Consider the following 17169-nt stretch of genomic DNA (forward strand, 5'->3'; position numbering starts at 1 on the left):
AGCTGCAGTTACTCCTCGCGGTCTGGACCGGCGCCTGTCCCACCTGTCACCGCAACATGCCAGAACTGATAACGACCTGACCAAGCACTACTAGGAGTTCGCCCGCGCGATGGCCCGCGTGATCTCGCGGGCCATCCTCGTGACCCCGGGGGAGCGCACCGGGCACGGCCTGGGCTTCGAGGTCGTGGGGGCCAGACAGAAGTGCAGCAGGTCCTTGTCGTGGTGGACGGCCGTGCGGCCCCGCTCGGGCTGGGTGCAGTAGCCCTCGTGCGCGCGCTCGTAGGCGGTGCACGGCAGGTACTGCGCCCAGGTGTAGCGGTCGGCGGCCGGGCTCACCGCCTTGCCGGCGTCGGCCACGATGTCACCGGAGGCCCGGGCCTGCTTCTCGTACAGCGCGTTCACCCGGCGGACCCGGTCCGGGGTCATCGGGTCCGGCCCCTGGAGCACCCACACGATCGTCGGACGGCGTGTGCCGCCCGCCCCCGCGATCTGTTCGGTGAGCCGCTCGGCCGCGGCCGCGTACCGGGTGAAGTACTCGGTGCGGTCCCCGCCGTACGTGACGCCGTCCATGCACGGCGTGTAGTCCCACGCGTTGCCCCAGAACTGCAGCACGACGTAGTCCGGGCGCAGTCGCCGCACCAGCGCCGCCGCCTTGTCCGCGGGCGGTACCAGCGACCGGTCGGTGGTGCCCTCCAGGTAGTCGCAGAGCGTCGTGCCCGAGTAGGGGACACTCGTGTACCCGGCGTGCAGCCCGTCCTTGAGCAACTCCCCGAGGACCCGCTGGTTCTCCGTGGCGATCGAGTCCCCGAGGTAGAGCACCTCGGGCGCCGGCTTCGGAGCGGGCGCGCCAGGGGACGCGGTGGCCGCCCGCTGCCGGGTGGTCGGCGACCCGTCCGGCGCCGAGGGCGCCACCGGTGCCTCGTCCGGGGCCGACCGGGGGTCCCCGCACGCGCCGAGCAGCAGCGCGGACAGCACCGCCCCCGCCACTGCCACGATCCACGGCTTGCGCATACGCGACTCCCGCCCCGGCCACCGAAACGGCTCACCAGGCAAGCACAGCCCGGCACAGGGCGGAAGTCCTTCACCGGCCATGAGGGCGCCCGGCCCGGCCGGACGCCCCCGCACGCTCACCTCATGGCGTCATACCGCCCGTGCACGCGGCACCCGGCTCAGGCGTCTGCTCACCCTGGACGTACTTGTCGAGGAACTTCCGCACCCTCGGGTCGGACGCCTTGTCCACCTTCAGCTGGTGCTCCCAGGCGCTCAGCACGATCGGCGACGACTGGTCCTCGTACGGGCTCATGAAGGTGTACGACGTCTTCTTCACGAGGTCGGACAGCGACTCGACGTCCGCCTTCGCCGCCTTGTCGTTGTACGTCACCCACACCGCGCCGTGCTCCAGCCCGTGCACCGCGTTCTCGTTCGGCACCGCCTTGGTGTACACCTGCTTGTCGCAGTTGACCCACACCTGGTTGTGGTCGCCGCCCACCGGCGGGCTCATCTTGTACTTCACGGCACCGTCGACGTGGTTCTGGGTGAGCTTCGACCAGCTCTTCACGCCCTCGACCGGAGCGGCCTTCGCCTCCTCCTTGTCCTGCGCGGCGTCGATCAGGTACCAGCCGCCGCCGACGAGCCCGGCGAGGATCACCGTGGTGACGCCGAGCGTGATCAGACGCATCCGCCGCTCACGGGCCTGCTCGGCCTTGCGTATCTCCTCGACGCGGGCGCGCCGCGCCGCCTCCCTGCTCTTCGCGCTCTCCTTGTTGCCCTTGGGGTTCTTGCCGGCCTTCGCCTTGGATGTGGCCACGGGATGTCCCTCTCCCCGCCGTGCCCTGCCCGGGCAGGCGGTGCTGCGAGTCGTCTTCGGTGTCTCGGGTGCGGTGCGGCGCGGCCTGGGGCCTGTCGTTTGGATCACGCCGGCTTCGAGCTACGGCACCTTGATGGCTGCCGGGTGAGCGGGGCTTGGCGCGTGCGGCTGCGAGGCGGAGGAGGGCGTCAACGCGATGGGGGAGTTGGCAACCGACGACAACGCCGCAGATGTGCGTGCCGAGCCCCGCGGCCCGGGCGCGATCCACACGACAGGCTCTAAACCCGTAGCAGCTGCAGGGCGTGGAGATCGGGCGGGCGGGCCCGCCCCGGCGTCCGGGCCGGGGCGAGCGCCGACAGGACGGTCACGGCGGCGGGCTGCCAGGGCACGGTGCTGCGGTCGGCGCCCGGCAGCGGCGCGTGGCCGAGAACGGCCCGCGGATCGGACGAGTGGCAGTCGTGTCCGGGACCCTCTTCGCACGGATCGTGGTCCGCGTGGTCGGCCCCCGCCGCGACGACGGACGCCCCCGCCACCTCAGCGGAGTACACCGGGCCCGTGAACGGGGGACCGGTCCGCCGCGCCCCCTCACCGGGAGGCGGGCCCCCGCAGGACAGCACGAACGCGGCCAGCGCCACGGAGACGACGACCAGGGCGTAGGTCCACCGGTCGCGGGCGCACGGCATCGCCGTACGTCGGAACGGTCGGCCGGACATGGGGCGCACCTGAGAGTCGAGTGAACAGGAGTGCGAGCGTCGCTGAAATTATCAGAAGACCCCCGGCCGTGGACCCGCCCCGGCGATCCCCGTCCCCGGCCGGGTGATTTCATGCGCTCTGTCCCGTTCGGCGCGCGGTCGCGGCCGCCCCTGGCTAGCGTGAGAGCCGCGGAAACCACCCGTCGAACCGAGGAGAGGGGCAGTCATGGCCGCACGTCCCGAGGGAGTCCCCTGCTGGGCCGACGCGATGTTCAGCGACATCGAGGGGGCCAAGAGTTTCTACGGCGAGGTACTGGGCTGGACGTTCGGCGAGGCGTTCTCCGAGTACGGCAACTACACCCAGGCGTACGCGGGCGGCAAGGCGGTGGCCGCGGTCGTCCCGCCGATGCCCGGCCAGGAGGGCCAGTCCGCCTGGTGCCTGTACTTCGCCTCCTCCGACGTGCACGCCACCGCCGCGAAGATCCGTGAACACGGCGGCGAGCTGCTGATGGATCCGATGCGGGTGGGCGACTTCGGCTCCATGCTCCTCGCCCGCTCCCCGGAAGGCGTCGTCTTCGGGGTCTGGCAGGCGGGCATCCATGAGGGCTTCGAGGCGATGGGCGTGCCGGGCGCGTACGCCTGGGCCGAGATCTTCACCCGTGACGTGGAGAAGTCCGACACGTTCTTCCCCGCGGTCTTCGGCTACCGGGCCCGGCAGATGGAGGCCCCCGACGAACCCGGCATGGACTTCCGGGTCTTCGACCTGGGGCAGGAGCCCCTGATCGGCCGGATGAAGATGACCGACGACTTCCCGCCCGAGGTCCCGTCCTACATCAACGTCTACTTCACGGTCGCCGACTGCGACGACGCGGTCGCCAAGGCGACCAAGCTGGGCGGCGTCCTGCGCTTCGGCCCGATGGACACCCCCTTCGGCCGCTTCGCGGCCCTCAGCGACCCGCAGGGCGCCTCGTTCTCGGTGATCGACGTCACCCACACCCAGGGCGAGATGCCGAAGCTGAGAGCGGTGGACTGAGCCGGCCGCACGGGAGGGACGCGGGAGGGGCGGGGGAGCGGGGCCGTGGACGGGACCGCACCCCCGCGCATGGCATGATCGACGCCATGCCGGAACGTGTTGTGGCCGCCTGTGACGGAGCGTCCAAGGGAAACCCGGGACCAGCGGGCTGGGCCTGGGTGGTCGCCGAGGACGACGAGATCCCCTCCCGCTGGGAGGCCGGCCCGCTGGGCAGGGCCACCAACAACATCGCCGAACTGACGGCGCTGGAGCGGCTGTTGGCCGCCACCGACCCGAACGTCCCGATCGAGATCCGGATGGACTCCCAGTACGCGATGAAGGCGGTCACCACCTGGCTGCCCGGCTGGAAGCGCAACGGCTGGCGCACGGCCGCCGGCAAGCCGGTCGCCAACCAGGAACTGGTCGTCCGTATCGACGAGCTGCTCGCCGGCCGCACCGTCGAGTTCCGTTACGTCCCCGCCCACCAGGTCGACGGCGACCGCCTCAACGACTTCGCCGACCGCGCGGCGAGCCAGGCGGCCACCGTCCAGGAGCCCGCCGGCAGTGAGCTGGGCTCCCCGGAGCCCCCGGCCGCACCCGACACGGTCCCCGCCCGCCGGGCCCCGGCGAAGAAGAGGCCCGGCAGGGCCGGCGGCAGGACCGGGTCGTCCTCGTCCTCGTCCCGCACGATCAAGGCGAAGTTCCCCGGCCGCTGCGTGTGCGGCCGCTCGTACGCCGCGGGCGAGCCCATCGCCAAGAACGACCAGGGCTGGGGCCACCCGGAGTGCCGTACGGCGGAGCGGACCGAAGCCGGTTAGCCGGCCGTGTCGAAGGTGTAGTGCGGGGTGTGGTCGAGCAGCGCGGCCGGCGTCGTGTCGTTCCACGGCTTCATGGTCTCGTCGAGATCCACCACGTTCGGGGTCCCGGCCGTCGGCAGGTACGTCGAGCCCGGGTGGCGGCGCTGCCACTGAGACCACAGCTTGTCGATGTAGGCGTGGTGCAGCCAGAAGACCGGGTCGTTGGGGGAGACGCCGGTCCCCATCTGGCCGCCCACCCAGACGTGCACGCGGTTGTGGAGGTTGACGCCCCGCCAGCCCTCCAGATGGTTGCGGAACCCGTCCGAGGCGCTGTTCCAGGGCGCCATGTCGTACATCGGCATCGCGAGGACGGACTCCACCTCGGCCCGCGTCGGCAGCTGCCGCACCCCGTTCCCGAGGGCGCGGCGCAGATAGGTGCGTCCGTCGACGCGCACATTGATCGGCCAGTTCCCGGTGGACGCGGCGAACGGCCCGTCCATCACCTGGCCGTCGCGGCTGCGGCCCGTGCCGCCGAGGAAGTCCGGCGCCCAGAGCGAGGAACGCGGTGTGCGGTCGGTCGTCCAGTCCCAGTAGGGCAGGGCGACGGTGGGGTCCACGGACTGCAGGGCCCGCTCGAACTCCAGCAGGAATCTGCGGTGCCAGGGCAGGAAGGACGGCGAACGATGGCCCGTCCGTTCGCCGTTGTCGGTGTCGCCGAGGATGAACGCGTTGTGCGTCGTGACGAAGTCGTCGTAGCGGCCGGAACGCTTGAGTTGGATCAGCGCGGCGACGAGGCGCCGCTTCTCGTCGGCGGTCAGGGCGGCCTGGTTCTTGCGTATGGTCATGGGTGCGCGGCTCCTCGTGGTGCTGGTCGTGCTCGTGGTGCGGGTGAGTGCGGTCAGTTGAAGGGGACGAGACGGGCGCCCTGGAGTTCGTCGACCGCGGCGCGTGCGGCGGCGCGCGGGGTCGGCACGGGGGAGTAGTGGCTGACGACGCTGATCCAGCTGCCGTCGGCGTTCCGCATCAGGTGCAGTTCGACCCCGTCGATGAAGACCGCGTAACCGGCGCCGTGATGGTGGCCGCCGCCCGCCGTCGCCCGGCCCTGTATGCGGCGCCCCCGGTAGACCTCGTCGAAGGCGTCGGGCCCGCCGTGGTGGTCGTGGTCGTCGGCGACCGCGGCCGGGGCGGAGGCGCCGGCGGTCACGGCCACCGCGACGGCGGCTCCGGCTCCGGCTCCGAGGACGCGGCGGCGGGTGATGTCAGGCATGCGGAGTCCTCCTGGGAAGGGGATTTCGTTGACCCGCCATGCCTATCGATGGAGTGGATCATCGGAGAAATCGCCGGAAGCCGGTTGGCTGCGATCCGGACAATTAAGCAAATGTCGTACAAGCTTGAACGAAGATGATCTTGCTGTCGTGTGCCCCCGGGTGGGCGCGGAAGGAGATATTCCGCGCGATGGGGCGGTCGTCGCAGATGATCTTGCGGTGGTGATCCGTTCCCAGTGGCCGGAGTCACGCGCGCGAAGTGACGCGAACCCGGACCGCACCCGCACTGCTACTCTTCGTGGTCAATTGATCGCTTTGCGCAGCGAAATGGGAGTGTGCGTGAAGATCGCGTGCGTCGGCGGCGGACCCGCAGGCCTGTACTTCTCCATCCTGATGAAGCGTCAGGACCCGTCCCACGACATCACCGTCCTCGAACGGAACCCTGCCGGGTCGACCTATGGCTGGGGTGTGACCTACTGGTCCGGGCTGTTGGACAAGCTCCGCGAGGGGGACCCCGAGACGGCCCTCGCCATCAGTGAGAACTCCGTCAGCTGGACCAGCGGCGTGGCCCACGTCCGCGACCGCACCACGGTCCAGCCCGGCGACCAGGGCTTCGGCATCGGCCGCCACCGGCTGCTCGAACTCCTCGGCGAACGTGCCCGGTCTCTCGGGGTGCGCGTGGAGTACGAGCACGAGGTCACCGCCGACGACCTTCCCGACGCCGACCTCGTGGTGGCGGGCGACGGCGTCAACAGCGCGGTGCGCGAGCGGTACGCCGACCGGTTCGGCAGCGACATCGCGCTCGGTCGCAACACCTACATCTGGCTCGGCACCACCAAGGTCCTCGACTCCTTCACCTTCTCGTTCCAGGAGACCGACCACGGCTGGATCTGGGCCTACGGCTACCCCTTCAGCGGCGAGCAGAGCACCTGCGTCATCGAGTGCTCCCCTGCGACCCTCGCCGGCCTCGGCCTGGACGGCGCGGGGGAGGCGGACGGGCTGGCCCGGCTGGAGAAGATCTTCGCCGACATCCTCGACGGGCACCCGCTGATCGGCCGGGAGCAGGGTGACGGCGCCGCCCAGTGGCTCACCTTCCGTACGCTGACCAACCGCACCTGGCACCACGGCGACGTCGTCCTGCTCGGCGACGCCGCCCACACCACCCACTACTCCATCGGCGCCGGCACCACCCTCGCCTTGGAGGACGCCATCTGCCTGGCGCAGGCGCTCGGCGCGCACCCGGACAAGGAGAGCGCGCTCGCCGTGTACGAGCGCCGGCGCAAGGCCGACCTCCTCCGGCTGCAGAGCGCGGCCCGCTACAGCGCGCAGTGGTACGAGAACCTCCAGCGCTACATCCATCTCCCCCCGGAGCAGATGTTCGCCCTGCTCGGCCAGCGGCACTCCCCGCTGCTGCCGTACGTGCCGCCGCAGCTCTACTACCGTCTCGACCGCGCCGCCGGCCGACTGGAGGCGTTGCGCCGCCTCAAGCGCTGGCTGGGCCCCAAGCTGGCCCGGACCTCCCAGTCCCGCGCGCTCGCCACCCGGAAATAGGCGCCCGGCGAGCGATGGGCCGCCGGACCGGCTAGGTCGTGTCCGCGAAGTCCCGTCGTCCGCCCGGAGGGCGGGGCGGGCGGGACTTCGCGGACACGACCTAGCGGACGCCCTGCGGCCGGAACTGGATGCTGATGCGCGGTCCCACCGCCCGGGTCGACTTGGGGATGGCGTGATCCCAGGTGCGCTGGCAGGAGCCGCCCATCACGATCAGGTCGCCGTGCCCCAGCGGGAACCGCAGCGCCTCGCCGCCGCCGTGCGGCCGCAGGGCCAGATCGCGGGGGTCGCCCACGGACAGGATGGCCACCATCGTGTCCTCGCGGGCGCCCCGCCCGATCCGGTCACCGTGCCAGGCCACGCTGTCCCGGCCGTCGCGGTAGTAGCACAGCCCCGCCGTGGCGAACGGCTCGCCCAGCTCCTCGGCGTAGTGCGCGCAGAGCGCGTCCCGGGCCTCCTCCAGGACGGGGTGCGGCAGCGGGTCGTCGGCGCCGTAGAAGGCGAGCAGCCGGGGTACGTCGACCACCTGCTCGTACATCTGCCGCCGCTCCGCCCGCCAGGGCACCTCCTCGGCGAGCCGGGAGAACAGGGCGTCGGCGCCGGTGAGCCAGCCGGGCAGCAGGTCGATCCAGGCGCCGGCGCCCAGCTCGCGCCGGCTCACCCCGTCGAGGGGGCCGAGGCGGAGGTCGTCGGACTGGTCGAAGAGGGAGCCCTGGAGGTGCATGGCCATACCGGCAGCCTACCTCGGCAATAGAAAGCATGTTCGATCACGGGCGTACCCTGCCCGCCCGGCCCGGCCCCCTCCCCGCCAGCGGTCAGTGCTGTTGGGGCTGCGCCGTCACCTCGCTCGGCCGTACGACCACGAACCCCTCACCCTCCAGCTTCAGCTGCACGGCCTCCCCGGAGCCGCCCCGGATCATCGAGCCGAACGACTGCGACCGGTGCAGCGACGTGTGCAGATGGGCCGTCCAGCCGACGACCGCGTCCGTGTCGACGAACACCGGGAGCTGCGGCGAGACCGGGATGACGAGCGGGTTGCCGTCGCAGACGAGACCCAGCTTGCCCTGGCCCGTGAACACGCTGTTGAACAGCCCGCCACCGGTCATGCCGGCGCCCTTCACGGTCTTGATCTCGTACGACAGCGTCGAGTCGAAACAGAGCACATTGCGCCCGTTGACGGTGAACACATCACCCGGCTCGATGTCGACGATGAAGCAGTTCTGCGCCTCGTGCGCGAACCATGCCTCACCCTGACCCCGCACCGCCATCAGCGGCAGGCCCTCACCGGTGACCGCGCGCTTGAGCATGCCGCCCACGCCCTGGCCCTTGCGTTCGAACTGCAGGTTCCCCCGGAAGGCGATCATCGCGCCCTGCCGCGCGAGCATCTCACCGTTGACGGCGTACTTGATGGACTTGGCGTTCTGCACACTCATCCCCGGCGCGTACGCCGGCTGGACCATGTGCTCGTTCGAGAAAAGATCGCTCTTCATACGGGCATGCTGGCCCGGAGCCCCGCATTCCGCCAAGCGACGCGCGGAGCAGGGCAATTGAGCGGCCTGGCACCCGTCGGGAAGGGAATGGTAGAAGCGGGCATGACCAACAAGAACGTCGGCGTCGACATCCCCGACCGCCGGGGCCGCACCGGACTCGACCGCACGGGGCGCGACCTCACCGGAAACCCCCGGGTCAAGGTGCGGGACGTGAAACTGCTGTCCTGCCACTGGTACGTGGAGCGCACCACCACCTTCGACTTCCAGCACGCCGACGGCACCTGGAGCACCCAGGAACGCGAGACGCACGACCGGGGCAACGGCGCCACCGTCCTGCTCTACGACACCGCACGCGAAACCGTCCTCCTCACCCGCCAGTTCCGCTACCCCGCGTACGTCAACGGCCACCCCGACGGCATGCTCGTCGAGACGCCCGGCGGTCTGCTCGACGACGAGGACGAGCACCCCGAGGTCGCCGTCCGCCGAGAGGTCGTCGAGGAGACGGGCCACACGATCGGCGAGATCCAGCACGTCTTCGACATCTACATGAGCCCCGGCTCCGTCACCGAACGGATCAGCTTCTTCGCCGCTCCGTACAGCCCCTCGACCCGCACCCACGAGGGCGGCGGCCTCGACGAGGAAGGCGAGGACATCGAGCTCGTCGAACTGCCCTTCCGGCGTGCCCTGGAGATGATCCGCAGCGGGGAGATCGCCGACGCCAAGACGATCATGCTGCTGCAATGGGCGGCACTGGAGGGCCCCTTCAAGGCGTGACCCCCTCGCCGGGGTCCGTTCCCGGCGTGATCCCACGACGCCATGGCCGTCAGGGGCCGTCCAGGGCCTCGGCGTCAGGGGCCCTCCAGGGTCTCGGCGTCAGGGGCCCTCCAGGGTCTCGGCGTCAGGGGCCCTCCAATGCCTCGGCGGCCTCGGCGGCGACCGCCTCGGCCACCGCGATCAGCGCCGGGGAGTCCAGCTTCCACTGCTGCCAGAACAGCGGCGCGTCCACCGCCCGGTCCGGCGCCAGGGAGACCAGCCGTCCCGCCTCGATCAGCGGCTCCGCCTGGGTGGCGGGCACCATGCCCCAGCCCATCCCGCCGGCCACCGCGTCCACGAAGCCCTCCGACGTCGGCACGTAGTGCCGTCGCGCCGACGCCGGGCGGCCCCCGGTCAGCTCCCGTACGAAGGCGTCCTGGAACTGGTCCAGCCGGTCGAAGAACACCACCGGCGCGTCGGCGATCACCTCCGCCAGCGGCACGTCCGGCCCGGCGTCCAGCCACCGCCGGGCGAACACCGGAGCCGCGGCGGGCAGGTACCGCATCCGGCCGAGAGCCCGCACCGAGCAGCCGGCCACGGCGTCCGGCGAGGAGGTGACCGCGGCCATCACCAGGCCCTCGCGCAGCAGCCGGGCCGTGTGCTGCTCGTCCTCGCGGAGCAGTTCGTAACAGGGCCGCAGCCCCTCGGGCACCCGGGTCAGGGCGGGCAGGAACCACGTGGCCAGCGAGTCCGCGTTCACCGCGATCGACACCCGGGTCACCTCCCCGGGGCCCGTCATGCCGAGGGCGGCGTGCGCGTCGTGTTCGAGGCGGGACAGCTGGCGGGCGAACCGGACGATCACCTCGCCGGACTCCGTCGGCCGCACCGGCTTCTCCCGGATCAGCAGAACCCGGCCGACGCGCTGCTCCAGGGCCTTGACCCGCTGGCTGACCGCCGACGGCGTCACATGCAGCGCGCCGGCTGCGGCGTCGAACGTGCCCTCGTCCACCACGGCCAGCAGGGTCCGGACGAGATCGAGCGGGAGCTGGGGCATCACGAACACTAATGATACGTAAGAATCTTTAGCTGTACGCATGCTCCCGAGTTTTCTAGCGTCGGTCCTGTGATCAGCGAAATGACCGCCCTCAGCGCCGGATTCGGCACCGGCCTCTCCCTCATCGTCGCCATCGGCGCCCAGAACGCCTTCGTACTGCGCCAAGGACTGCACCGGGACGCGGTGCTCCCGGTCGTGGCGATCTGCGCCCTGTCCGACGCGGTGCTGATCGCGCTCGGCGTCGCCGGGGTCGGCGCCGTGGTCGTCGCCTGGCCGGACGTCCTCACCGCGGTCGCCCTCGTCGGCGGCGGTTTCCTCGTCGTCTACGGCGTCCTCGCCGCGCGCCGGGCGCTCAAGCCCGCCGGGGACGCGCTGCGGGCCGGGAGCGGAACGGCGGGCTCCGTACGCCGTGCCGTCCTCACCTGTCTGGCCCTGACCTGGTTGAACCCCCACGTCTACCTCGACACCGTCTTCCTGCTCGGCTCCATCGCCGCCGACCGCGGCCCCCTGCGCTGGACCTTCGGTATCGGCGCGGCCCTGGCGAGCCTGTGCTGGTTCGCCGCCCTCGGCTTCGGCGCCCGGCTGCTCAGCCGCTTCCTGTCCCGCCCCGAGGCATGGCGCGCCCTGGACGGACTTGTCGCGGTCACCATGCTCGCCCTCGGCGGCATGCTGATCGCCGGGGCGTGAGCGGACGCAGGGCCGCCGACAGCATGTGAGACGGCGGAGAACCCGCTGTCCCACCGATGGTGATCTCCGCGATATTGGTGCCCGTATCGAAAGATGTATCGAGCAACAGGATGCGCGTGGACACCACCAGGAGCACCGGCGACAACACCGCACCGGAGGGCGACAACGCTGCCCCGGGGGGCGACAACACCGCACCGGAGGGCGACTCGGGGACCGCGACCAGCCCGGACGGCGACTCGGCCGCCGTGCCCCGCGAGGGCTGGCGCCGCTTCGCGATGGACACCCGCCCGCTGCGCCGCCCCGCCTACCGGCGCCTGTGGTCCTCCACCGTCGTCACGGCGGTCGGCAGCCAGCTGACCGCCGTCGCCGTGCCCAAGCAGATCTACGACATCACCGGCTCCTCGGCGTGGGTCGGCTACGCGAGCCTCGCCGGACTGCTCCCCATGGTGCTCTTCGCGCTGTGGGGAGGCGCCGTCGCCGACAGCGTCGACCGCCGCACCCTGCTCCTGGTCACCAACACCGGGATCGCCGTCACGTCGGTGCTGTTCTGGGTCCAGGCCGCGGCCGGCCTCGACTCGGTGTGGGCGCTGATCGTGCTGCTCGCCGTCCAGCAGGCGTTCTTCGGCCTCAACTCACCCGCCCGCAACGCCTCCATCGCCCGTCTCGTCCCCGCCGGTGAACTGGCCGCCGCGGCCGCCCTCGGCTCGACCGTGATGCAACTCGGGCTGGTGGCCGGGCCGTTGCTCGCGGGCGCCCTCATTCCGGTGATCGGCCTGGCCGAGCTGTACCTGATCGACGCGCTAGCCCTGTGCGTCACCCTGTGGGCGGTGTACAAACTGCCCGCCCTGCCGCCCCTGGACACCGCCACGACCCGGCGCGCCGGCTGGCGGGAGGTCGCCGCCGGCTTCCGCTACATCGCCCTGCACAAGGTGCTCCTGCTGTCCTTCCTCGCCGACATCATCGCGATGGTGCTGGGCATGCCCCGCGCCCTGTTCCCGCAGCTCGCCGACACCACGTTCGCCCCCTACGGCGAAGGACTCGCCCTCGGGCTGCTGTTCGCCGCCATCCCCATCGGTGCCGTCCTGGGCGGGCTGATGTCCGGCACGTTCTCCCGCTCCTCCCGGCACGGTCCGATGGTCCTCCTGGCCGTCCTGGCCTGGGGCGCGGCCATCACCGGCTTCGGGCTGAGCACCAGCCTGTGGGTGGCCGTGGCGTTCCTCGCCGCCGCCGGTGTCGCGGACATGGTCTCCATGGTGTTCCGCGGCGCGATCCTGCTGTCCGCCGCCACCGACGAGATGCGCGGCCGTATGCAGGGCGTCTTCACCGTGGTCGTGGCCGGCGGCCCCCGTCTCGCCGACGTCCTGCACGGCACCGCCGGTTCCGCCTTCGGCGCCCGTACGGCCGTGGCGGGCGGGGGCCTGCTGGTCGTCGCCGCCGTCCTGCTCCTCGCGACGGTCACCCCGGCCCTGCGCCGCCACCGGGTCGAGGGCGGCGCGTAGGTGACGGCACGGCGCCGGCATCCGCAGGAGCGGCGCCGGCATCCGGGGGTGCCCCGGGGGAAAGGGAGAAGAGGGCGCACGCGATCTTGCGTACGCTGCCTACCCATCGCCCCCCACAGGCAGGAGTACTGACGATGGAGTACGTGAAGCTCGGTTCGACGGGTCTGGACGTGTCCCGGATCTGCGTGGGGTGCATGAGCTTCGGGCTCCCCGAGCGCGGCACCCACGAATGGACCCTGGACGAGGAGGCGTCACGCCCGCTGATCCGCCGGGCCCTGGACGCCGGGCTCAACTTCTTCGACACGGCGAACGTCTACTCCGACGGCACCAGCGAGGAGATCGTCGGCAGCGCCCTCGCGGAGTTCGCGCGGCGCGACGAGGTCGTGATCGCCACCAAGGTCAACGGCGCCATGCACCAGGGCCCCAACGCCTGGGGACTGTCCCGCAAGGCGATCATGACGGAGATCGACAACAGCCTGCGCCGTCTCGGCACCGACTACGTGGATCTCTACCAGATCCACCGCTTCGACCCGAACACGCCGGTCGAGGAGACGATGGAGGCCCTGCACGACGTGGTGAAGGCGGGCAAGGCCCGCTACCTCGGGGCGAGTTCGATGTACGCGTGGCAGTTCGCGAAGATGCAGTACACGGCCCGGATGAACGGCTGGACGCCGTTCGTGTCCATGCAGAACCACTACAACCTCCTCTACCGCGAGGAGGAGCGGGAGATGCTGCCGCTGTGCGAGGACCAGAGCGTGGCCACGCTTCCCTGGAGCCCGCTCGCCCGCGGCCGTCTCACCCGAGACTGGGGCACCGTCACCGAGCGCACCGAGGCCGACGCCTTCGGCAGGAGCCTCTACCAGGAGGGCGACCGTGAGATCGTCGACGCGGTCACCCGCATCGCCGTCGAGCGCGGTGTCCCCCGGGCCCGTATCGCCCTCGCCTGGCTGCTGAGCCGGCCCACCGTCACCGCACCCATCGTCGGCGCCACCAAGCCCCACCACCTCGACGATGCCGTGGCCGCCCTCGACGTCACCCTCACCGAGAAGGAGATCGAGGAGCTGGAGCGGCCGTACACGCCCCGCGCGATCAGCGGCCACTGAGCCCGTCGACCGCCCTTCGCCGAGGGCCGCGTCAAGGGCGGGTGTACTCCTGGCGCACGGTCGTGGCGAGCCGGGTGAGCGCCTCCTCGGCGCCCTCCCGGTCCGTCCTGTCCAGCAGGGCGAGGGCGTCCGCCGCGGCGAGCCGCACCCGCTGGGGCACCTCGTCGAGGGCGGCCATCCGATAGGCGATCGTGCGCCGGGCCGCACGCTCCTCGGCGGTGACTCCGGACGGCCCGGTACGGGGGAAGACGGCGGCCTCGTACGCGGTCACATGGATGAGTACCCCGTGCGCGATCCCCTCGGCGTACCCGCGCTGTCCCGCCTGGCGCTGCGCCATGACGAAGTGCGCCATCGCCCGCCGCCGCACGATCAGCGACCCCACCATGCCCACGAGGCCCGCGCACACCGCCGCGCCCAGCGCGACGAGCCCACCGCCGAGCAACGCGCCGATGAGGGCGCCGCCCGCCATGAGCAGGCAGGTCAGACCGGCGGTGAGCATCAGCAGGGCGCGTGCGGGCGTGAGCGTGGGGGCCATGGCTGCAGTCTCTCAGCTCCACGACCGACGCCCCAAGCCGAATCCACCGCGCACCGAGGGCGGGGCACTCCGGCTGACGGCGGATCACGCCGCCGGTGTCCAACTACCCGCCGTCAGGCCAAGATCGGGCGTCGGCATAGGGTGTCGTCGGCGACGGCCCGCGAGTTCGGCGAGGCGGTCGCCGACCAGAGTGAGGCCGAGGGGGAGACCGCCGACCCATGAACCAGATCCTGTACGCCGGGGCCATAGGCATGTTCCTGACGCTCATCGGCACACCGCTGCTGATCAAGTTGCTGGCCCGCAAGGGATACGGGCAGTACATCCGCGACGACGGCCCCCGCGAGCACGCCAGCAAGCGCGGCACCCCGACCATGGGCGGCATCGCCTTCATCCTGGCCACCGTGGTCGCCTACGCCCTCACCAAGATCCTCGCCGGTGAGAGCCCCACCTACCCCGGCGTTCTGGTGCTGTTCCTGATGGCGGGCATGGGCGTCGTCGGCTTCCTCGACGACTACATCAAGATCGTCAAACGGCGTTCGCTGGGGCTGCGGGCCGGCGCGAAGATGGCCGGCCAGCTGATCGTCGGCATCGTCTTCGCCGTGCTGGCCATCCGGTTCGCGGACGAGCGGGGTCAGACGCCCGCCTCGCTCAAGCTGTCCTTCGTCACGGACTTCGGCTGGACCATCGGTCCGGTGCTGTTCGTCGTGTGGGCGCTGTTCATGATCCTCGCCATGTCGAACGGTGTGAACCTCACCGACGGACTGGACGGACTGGCGACCGGCGCGTCCGTCATGGTCTTCGGCGGCTACACCTTCATCGGCCTGTGGCAGTTCCAGAACTCGTGCGCCAACGCCATGGAACTCACCGACCCCGCCTCCTGCATCGAGGTGCGCGATCCGCTCGACCTCGCCGTCGTCGCCGCCGCGCTGATGGGCGCCTGCTTCGGGTTCCTGTGGTGGAACACCTCACCGGCCAAGATCTTCATGGGCGACACCGGTTCGCTGGCCCTCGGCGGCGCGCTCGCGGGCCTCGCCATCTGCTCCCGCACCGAGTTGCTGCTCGTGGTGCTCGGCGGACTCTTCGTGCTGATCACCCTGTCCGTGATCATCCAGGTCGGTTCGTTCAAGCTGACCGGCCGACGGGTCTTCCGGATGGCCCCGCTGCAACACCACTTCGAACTCAAGGGCTGGTCCGAGGTCCTGGTCGTGGTGCGCTTCTGGACCATCCAGGGCATCTGCGTGATCGTCGGCCTCGGCCTCTTCTACACGGGCTGGGCGGCGGGCTGAGCCGCCGCCGGCGATCGGCGGCGGTCCGCGCGGCCCCGGGTGCCGCTCAGTCGAGGCAGAACTCGTTGCCCTCGATGTCCCGCATCACGATGCACGACTCGTAGACGCCGTCGGCCCGCAGGAGTCGCTCGCGGACCGCGCCGAGCGCGATCAGCCGGGTGCACTCGGCCTCCAGGGCGGCCAGGCGCTCTTCTCCCACCAGCCCGGTGCCGACCCGCACGTCCAGATGCACCCGGTTCTTCACCACCTTGCCCTCGGGGACGCGCTGGAAGTACAGACGCGGGCCCACCCCCGTGGGATCCCCGCACGCGAACCCCTGCCCCTGTCGCTCGGGCGGCAGGGAGCGGTCGTACTCGTCCCACGTCGCGAACCCCTCGGGCGGCGGCGGTACGACGTATCCCAGCACGTCGCACCAGAAGCGGGCGAGACGCTCGGGATCGGCGCAGTCGAAGGTGACTTGGAACTTCTTGATCGATGACATCGGCGCACCATAACGCCTGTCGCGCGGACCCGCGAAGGGAATTGGAGCAGGCACAGGCTGCGCGCACGGGCCTCGCACGGGTACCGGACCGGCCGGTGGACACCCCTCAGAACGCCCCGCTCGCCCCCAACCGCACCGCCCGCAGATGCTCCGCCAAAGGGCCGAGCCCGACGTCGCGACGGCGTTCGTCGACCGTCTCGGGGTGGCGGACCGGGTACGGGAAGAGGGTGCCGGGATCGACGCGGGTGCCGTAGAACTGCGGTTGGCTCAGCTCGACCGCGCAGTGGTCGGCGATATAGGCGTGGTGCACGGCCGGGCAGCGGCCGTCCGCGACGGCCTCGGCGATCAGATCGCGGCAGGTGAGCTGGAAACCCAGGTCGGGGGAGTGCAGCAGGATCACCAGGGCGGCCGTCGACGCCGGTTCGCCGACGAGAGCGGCGGTGGGCCAGCCGTGGCGGGCGACGATCGCGTGGAGGGCGTCCGCGTTCCCGGCCCGGCACTCGGCGATGCGGGCGCGGGCCCGGACGGTCGGGGCCGACCGCGCCTCACGGGCCAGTCGCCGCTCGTCCTCCGCCCTGCGGACCAACTCGACGGCCACGACCTGCTGCGAGGGCGCGGCGATCAGGGGGGTGCCCTCCCTGGCGGGGGCGTCTTTCACGTCGGCTCCCGTACGGCGAGCGAGAACCACACGCCTTTGCCCACGTAGCCGACGCCCGGCGGATCGGTGCCCCAGTCGTCGGCCAGCGCGGCGACGATGGCCAGGCCGCGCCCCGACTCGGCGGTGTCGTCCACCATTCGGGGCCGGGGCCGGGCGGGGGAGGGATCGGCGAGCGTCACCCGTAACGCCCGCTCGGAGCATTCGAGGGTGACGGCGATGGTGTCGGCGGGCCCGGCGCTCCCGTGCCGCACCGCGTTGGCGAACAGTTCGTCCGTGGCGAGCACGGCGTCGTCGGCGATCGCGGACAGGTCCCAGCGGGCGAGCTGCGCGGCAACCGCACGCCGCACCCCGGCGGCGCACGACGGACGCGCGGGCACTGCCAGGCGGACGAGCCGGGACCTCTTGAGCGAGATCAAGGCAGCATCACCGCGTCCGCCCTCCCGGCCGCCCCTTCAGCCGCTCCGCCGGACGGGGCGTCGCCATGGACGCTCCAGCCGAGGTC

20 protein-coding genes are annotated in these 17169 nt (G+C 71.4%); 8 read left to right on the forward strand and 12 right to left on the reverse strand.

Going from position 1 to position 17169, the window contains the following annotated elements:
* Positions 1–90: 90 nt before the first annotated feature.
* The 3 genes from ACZ4Z2_RS27705 to ACZ4Z2_RS27715 all read right to left on the reverse strand — a co-directional run bounded on the left by ACZ4Z2_RS27705 (position 91) and on the right by ACZ4Z2_RS27715 (position 2520).
* The gene (locus ACZ4Z2_RS27705; RefSeq protein ID WP_468079565.1) at positions 91–1011 is read right to left on the reverse strand and encodes an SGNH/GDSL hydrolase family protein; all 921 of its coding nucleotides are present in this window, start codon (positions 1009–1011) and stop codon (positions 91–93) included.
* A gap of 121 nt (positions 1012–1132) precedes the next feature.
* On the reverse strand, positions 1133–1807 hold the full coding sequence (locus tag ACZ4Z2_RS27710; protein WP_468079566.1) for a DUF3105 domain-containing protein: 675 nt from the start codon (positions 1805–1807) through the stop codon (positions 1133–1135).
* A gap of 278 nt (positions 1808–2085) precedes the next feature.
* Positions 2086–2520 carry a DUF6153 family protein gene (locus ACZ4Z2_RS27715; protein ID WP_468079567.1) on the reverse strand — a complete coding sequence of 145 codons (435 nt, stop codon included), beginning with the start codon at positions 2518–2520 and terminating at the stop codon, positions 2086–2088.
* A gap of 205 nt (positions 2521–2725) precedes the next feature.
* On the opposite strand from ACZ4Z2_RS27715, the gene ACZ4Z2_RS27720 reads away from it, so the two are divergent.
* Both ACZ4Z2_RS27720 and ACZ4Z2_RS27725 read left to right on the forward strand, forming a co-directional pair.
* On the forward strand, positions 2726–3532 hold the full coding sequence (locus ACZ4Z2_RS27720; protein ID WP_468079569.1) for a VOC family protein: 807 nt from the start codon (positions 2726–2728) through the stop codon (positions 3530–3532).
* Between the two features lie 74 nt (positions 3533–3606).
* Positions 3607–4329 (forward strand): ribonuclease H family protein, encoded by a 723-nt coding sequence (locus tag ACZ4Z2_RS27725; RefSeq protein ID WP_468079571.1) that lies wholly within the window; start codon positions 3607–3609, stop codon positions 4327–4329.
* Here ACZ4Z2_RS27725 and melC2 read toward each other — a convergent pair.
* Entirely contained in the window at positions 4326–5153 is an 828-nt protein-coding gene (gene melC2 / locus ACZ4Z2_RS27730; RefSeq protein ID WP_468079572.1) for a tyrosinase MelC2, read from the reverse strand. The two genes, ACZ4Z2_RS27725 and melC2, sit on opposite strands and share 4 nt — an antisense overlap.
* A gap of 53 nt (positions 5154–5206) precedes the next feature.
* A complete protein-coding gene (gene melC1 / locus ACZ4Z2_RS27735; protein WP_468079574.1) occupies positions 5207–5575 on the reverse strand; it encodes an apotyrosinase chaperone MelC1 in 369 nt (122 codons plus the stop codon).
* A 337-nt stretch (positions 5576–5912) separates the two neighbouring features.
* Here melC1 and ACZ4Z2_RS27740 point away from each other — a divergent pair, with 337 nt between their 5' ends.
* Positions 5913–7124: an FAD-dependent monooxygenase gene (locus ACZ4Z2_RS27740; protein WP_468079575.1), complete on the forward strand. Its 1212-nt coding sequence runs from the start codon at positions 5913–5915 to the stop codon at positions 7122–7124.
* A 100-nt stretch (positions 7125–7224) separates the two neighbouring features.
* Here ACZ4Z2_RS27740 and ACZ4Z2_RS27745 read toward each other — a convergent pair whose 3' ends face one another.
* Positions 7225–7851 carry an alpha-ketoglutarate-dependent dioxygenase AlkB gene (locus tag ACZ4Z2_RS27745; RefSeq protein WP_468079577.1) on the reverse strand — a complete coding sequence of 209 codons (627 nt, stop codon included), beginning with the start codon at positions 7849–7851 and terminating at the stop codon, positions 7225–7227.
* Between the two features lie 85 nt (positions 7852–7936).
* Positions 7937–8611: an AIM24 family protein gene (locus tag ACZ4Z2_RS27750; RefSeq protein WP_468079579.1), complete on the reverse strand. Its 675-nt coding sequence runs from the start codon at positions 8609–8611 to the stop codon at positions 7937–7939.
* Between the two features lie 102 nt (positions 8612–8713).
* Here ACZ4Z2_RS27750 and ACZ4Z2_RS27755 point away from each other — a divergent pair, with 102 nt between their 5' ends.
* On the forward strand, positions 8714–9385 hold the full coding sequence (locus ACZ4Z2_RS27755; protein ID WP_468079581.1) for an NUDIX domain-containing protein: 672 nt from the start codon (positions 8714–8716) through the stop codon (positions 9383–9385).
* A 124-nt stretch (positions 9386–9509) separates the two neighbouring features.
* On the opposite strand, the gene ACZ4Z2_RS27760 is transcribed toward ACZ4Z2_RS27755, so the two are convergent.
* The gene (locus ACZ4Z2_RS27760) at positions 9510–10421 is read right to left on the reverse strand and encodes a LysR family transcriptional regulator ArgP (protein ID WP_468079583.1); all 912 of its coding nucleotides are present in this window, start codon (positions 10419–10421) and stop codon (positions 9510–9512) included.
* A gap of 78 nt (positions 10422–10499) precedes the next feature.
* Between ACZ4Z2_RS27760 and ACZ4Z2_RS27765 the strand changes: the two genes are divergently transcribed.
* The 3 genes from ACZ4Z2_RS27765 (at position 10500) to ACZ4Z2_RS27775 (ending at position 13707) form a co-directional block, all read left to right on the forward strand.
* Positions 10500–11105, forward strand: coding sequence for a LysE/ArgO family amino acid transporter (locus ACZ4Z2_RS27765; RefSeq protein WP_468079585.1), 606 nt, complete (start codon positions 10500–10502; stop codon positions 11103–11105).
* Positions 11106–11221: 116 nt separating this feature from the next.
* Positions 11222–12604: an MFS transporter gene (locus ACZ4Z2_RS27770; protein WP_468079586.1), complete on the forward strand. Its 1383-nt coding sequence runs from the start codon at positions 11222–11224 to the stop codon at positions 12602–12604.
* A 134-nt stretch (positions 12605–12738) separates the two neighbouring features.
* A complete protein-coding gene (locus tag ACZ4Z2_RS27775; protein ID WP_468079588.1) occupies positions 12739–13707 on the forward strand; it encodes an aldo/keto reductase in 969 nt (322 codons plus the stop codon).
* 31 nt (positions 13708–13738) lie between these two features.
* On the opposite strand, the gene ACZ4Z2_RS27780 is transcribed toward ACZ4Z2_RS27775, so the two are convergent.
* The gene (locus tag ACZ4Z2_RS27780) at positions 13739–14242 is read right to left on the reverse strand and encodes a hypothetical protein (RefSeq protein ID WP_468079589.1); all 504 of its coding nucleotides are present in this window, start codon (positions 14240–14242) and stop codon (positions 13739–13741) included.
* Positions 14243–14460: 218 nt separating this feature from the next.
* Between ACZ4Z2_RS27780 and mraY the strand changes: the two genes are divergently transcribed.
* Positions 14461–15528, forward strand: coding sequence for a phospho-N-acetylmuramoyl-pentapeptide-transferase (mraY, locus tag ACZ4Z2_RS27785; RefSeq protein ID WP_468079590.1), 1068 nt, complete (start codon positions 14461–14463; stop codon positions 15526–15528).
* Positions 15529–15574: 46 nt separating this feature from the next.
* Here the strand turns inward: mraY and ACZ4Z2_RS27790 are convergent, their stop codons facing one another.
* From ACZ4Z2_RS27790 to ACZ4Z2_RS27800, 3 genes are all read right to left on the reverse strand, one after another.
* Positions 15575–16009 (reverse strand): VOC family protein, encoded by a 435-nt coding sequence (locus tag ACZ4Z2_RS27790; protein WP_468079591.1) that lies wholly within the window; start codon positions 16007–16009, stop codon positions 15575–15577.
* Between the two features lie 106 nt (positions 16010–16115).
* On the reverse strand, positions 16116–16667 hold the full coding sequence (locus ACZ4Z2_RS27795) for a DUF6624 domain-containing protein (RefSeq protein ID WP_468079592.1): 552 nt from the start codon (positions 16665–16667) through the stop codon (positions 16116–16118).
* On the reverse strand, positions 16664–17083 hold the full coding sequence (locus tag ACZ4Z2_RS27800; protein WP_468079594.1) for an ATP-binding protein: 420 nt from the start codon (positions 17081–17083) through the stop codon (positions 16664–16666). Before ACZ4Z2_RS27800 ends, ACZ4Z2_RS27795 begins: the two co-directional genes overlap by 4 nt.
* Positions 17084–17169 lie beyond the last annotated feature (86 nt).

This window comes from Streptomyces sp. NPDC030183 (assembly GCF_055573455.1).

What these genes read in the sequence shown, in the direction of transcription:
- ACZ4Z2_RS27705 (WP_468079565.1), bottom strand. Translation starts at nt 1,011, where the DNA reads ATGCGCAAGCCGTGGATCGTGGCAGTGGCGGGGGCGGTGCTGTCCGCG.
- ACZ4Z2_RS27715 (WP_468079567.1), bottom strand. Translation starts at nt 2,520, where the DNA reads ATGTCCGGCCGACCGTTCCGACGTACGGCGATGCCGTGCGCCCGCGAC.
- ACZ4Z2_RS27720 (WP_468079569.1), top strand. Translation starts at nt 2,726, where the DNA reads ATGGCCGCACGTCCCGAGGGAGTCCCCTGCTGGGCCGACGCGATGTTC.
- ACZ4Z2_RS27725 (WP_468079571.1), top strand. Translation starts at nt 3,607, where the DNA reads ATGATCGACGCCATGCCGGAACGTGTTGTGGCCGCCTGTGACGGAGCG.
- melC2 (WP_468079572.1), bottom strand. Translation starts at nt 5,153, where the DNA reads ATGACCATACGCAAGAACCAGGCCGCCCTGACCGCCGACGAGAAGCGG.
- melC1 (WP_468079574.1), bottom strand. Translation starts at nt 5,575, where the DNA reads ATGCCTGACATCACCCGCCGCCGCGTCCTCGGAGCCGGAGCCGGAGCC.
- ACZ4Z2_RS27745 (WP_468079577.1), bottom strand. Translation starts at nt 7,851, where the DNA reads ATGGCCATGCACCTCCAGGGCTCCCTCTTCGACCAGTCCGACGACCTC.
- ACZ4Z2_RS27750 (WP_468079579.1), bottom strand. Translation starts at nt 8,611, where the DNA reads ATGAAGAGCGATCTTTTCTCGAACGAGCACATGGTCCAGCCGGCGTAC.
- ACZ4Z2_RS27755 (WP_468079581.1), top strand. Translation starts at nt 8,714, where the DNA reads ATGACCAACAAGAACGTCGGCGTCGACATCCCCGACCGCCGGGGCCGC.
- ACZ4Z2_RS27765 (WP_468079585.1), top strand. Translation starts at nt 10,500, where the DNA reads ATGACCGCCCTCAGCGCCGGATTCGGCACCGGCCTCTCCCTCATCGTC.
- ACZ4Z2_RS27775 (WP_468079588.1), top strand. Translation starts at nt 12,739, where the DNA reads ATGGAGTACGTGAAGCTCGGTTCGACGGGTCTGGACGTGTCCCGGATC.
- ACZ4Z2_RS27780 (WP_468079589.1), bottom strand. Translation starts at nt 14,242, where the DNA reads ATGGCCCCCACGCTCACGCCCGCACGCGCCCTGCTGATGCTCACCGCC.
- mraY (WP_468079590.1), top strand. Translation starts at nt 14,461, where the DNA reads ATGAACCAGATCCTGTACGCCGGGGCCATAGGCATGTTCCTGACGCTC.
- ACZ4Z2_RS27790 (WP_468079591.1), bottom strand. Translation starts at nt 16,009, where the DNA reads ATGTCATCGATCAAGAAGTTCCAAGTCACCTTCGACTGCGCCGATCCC.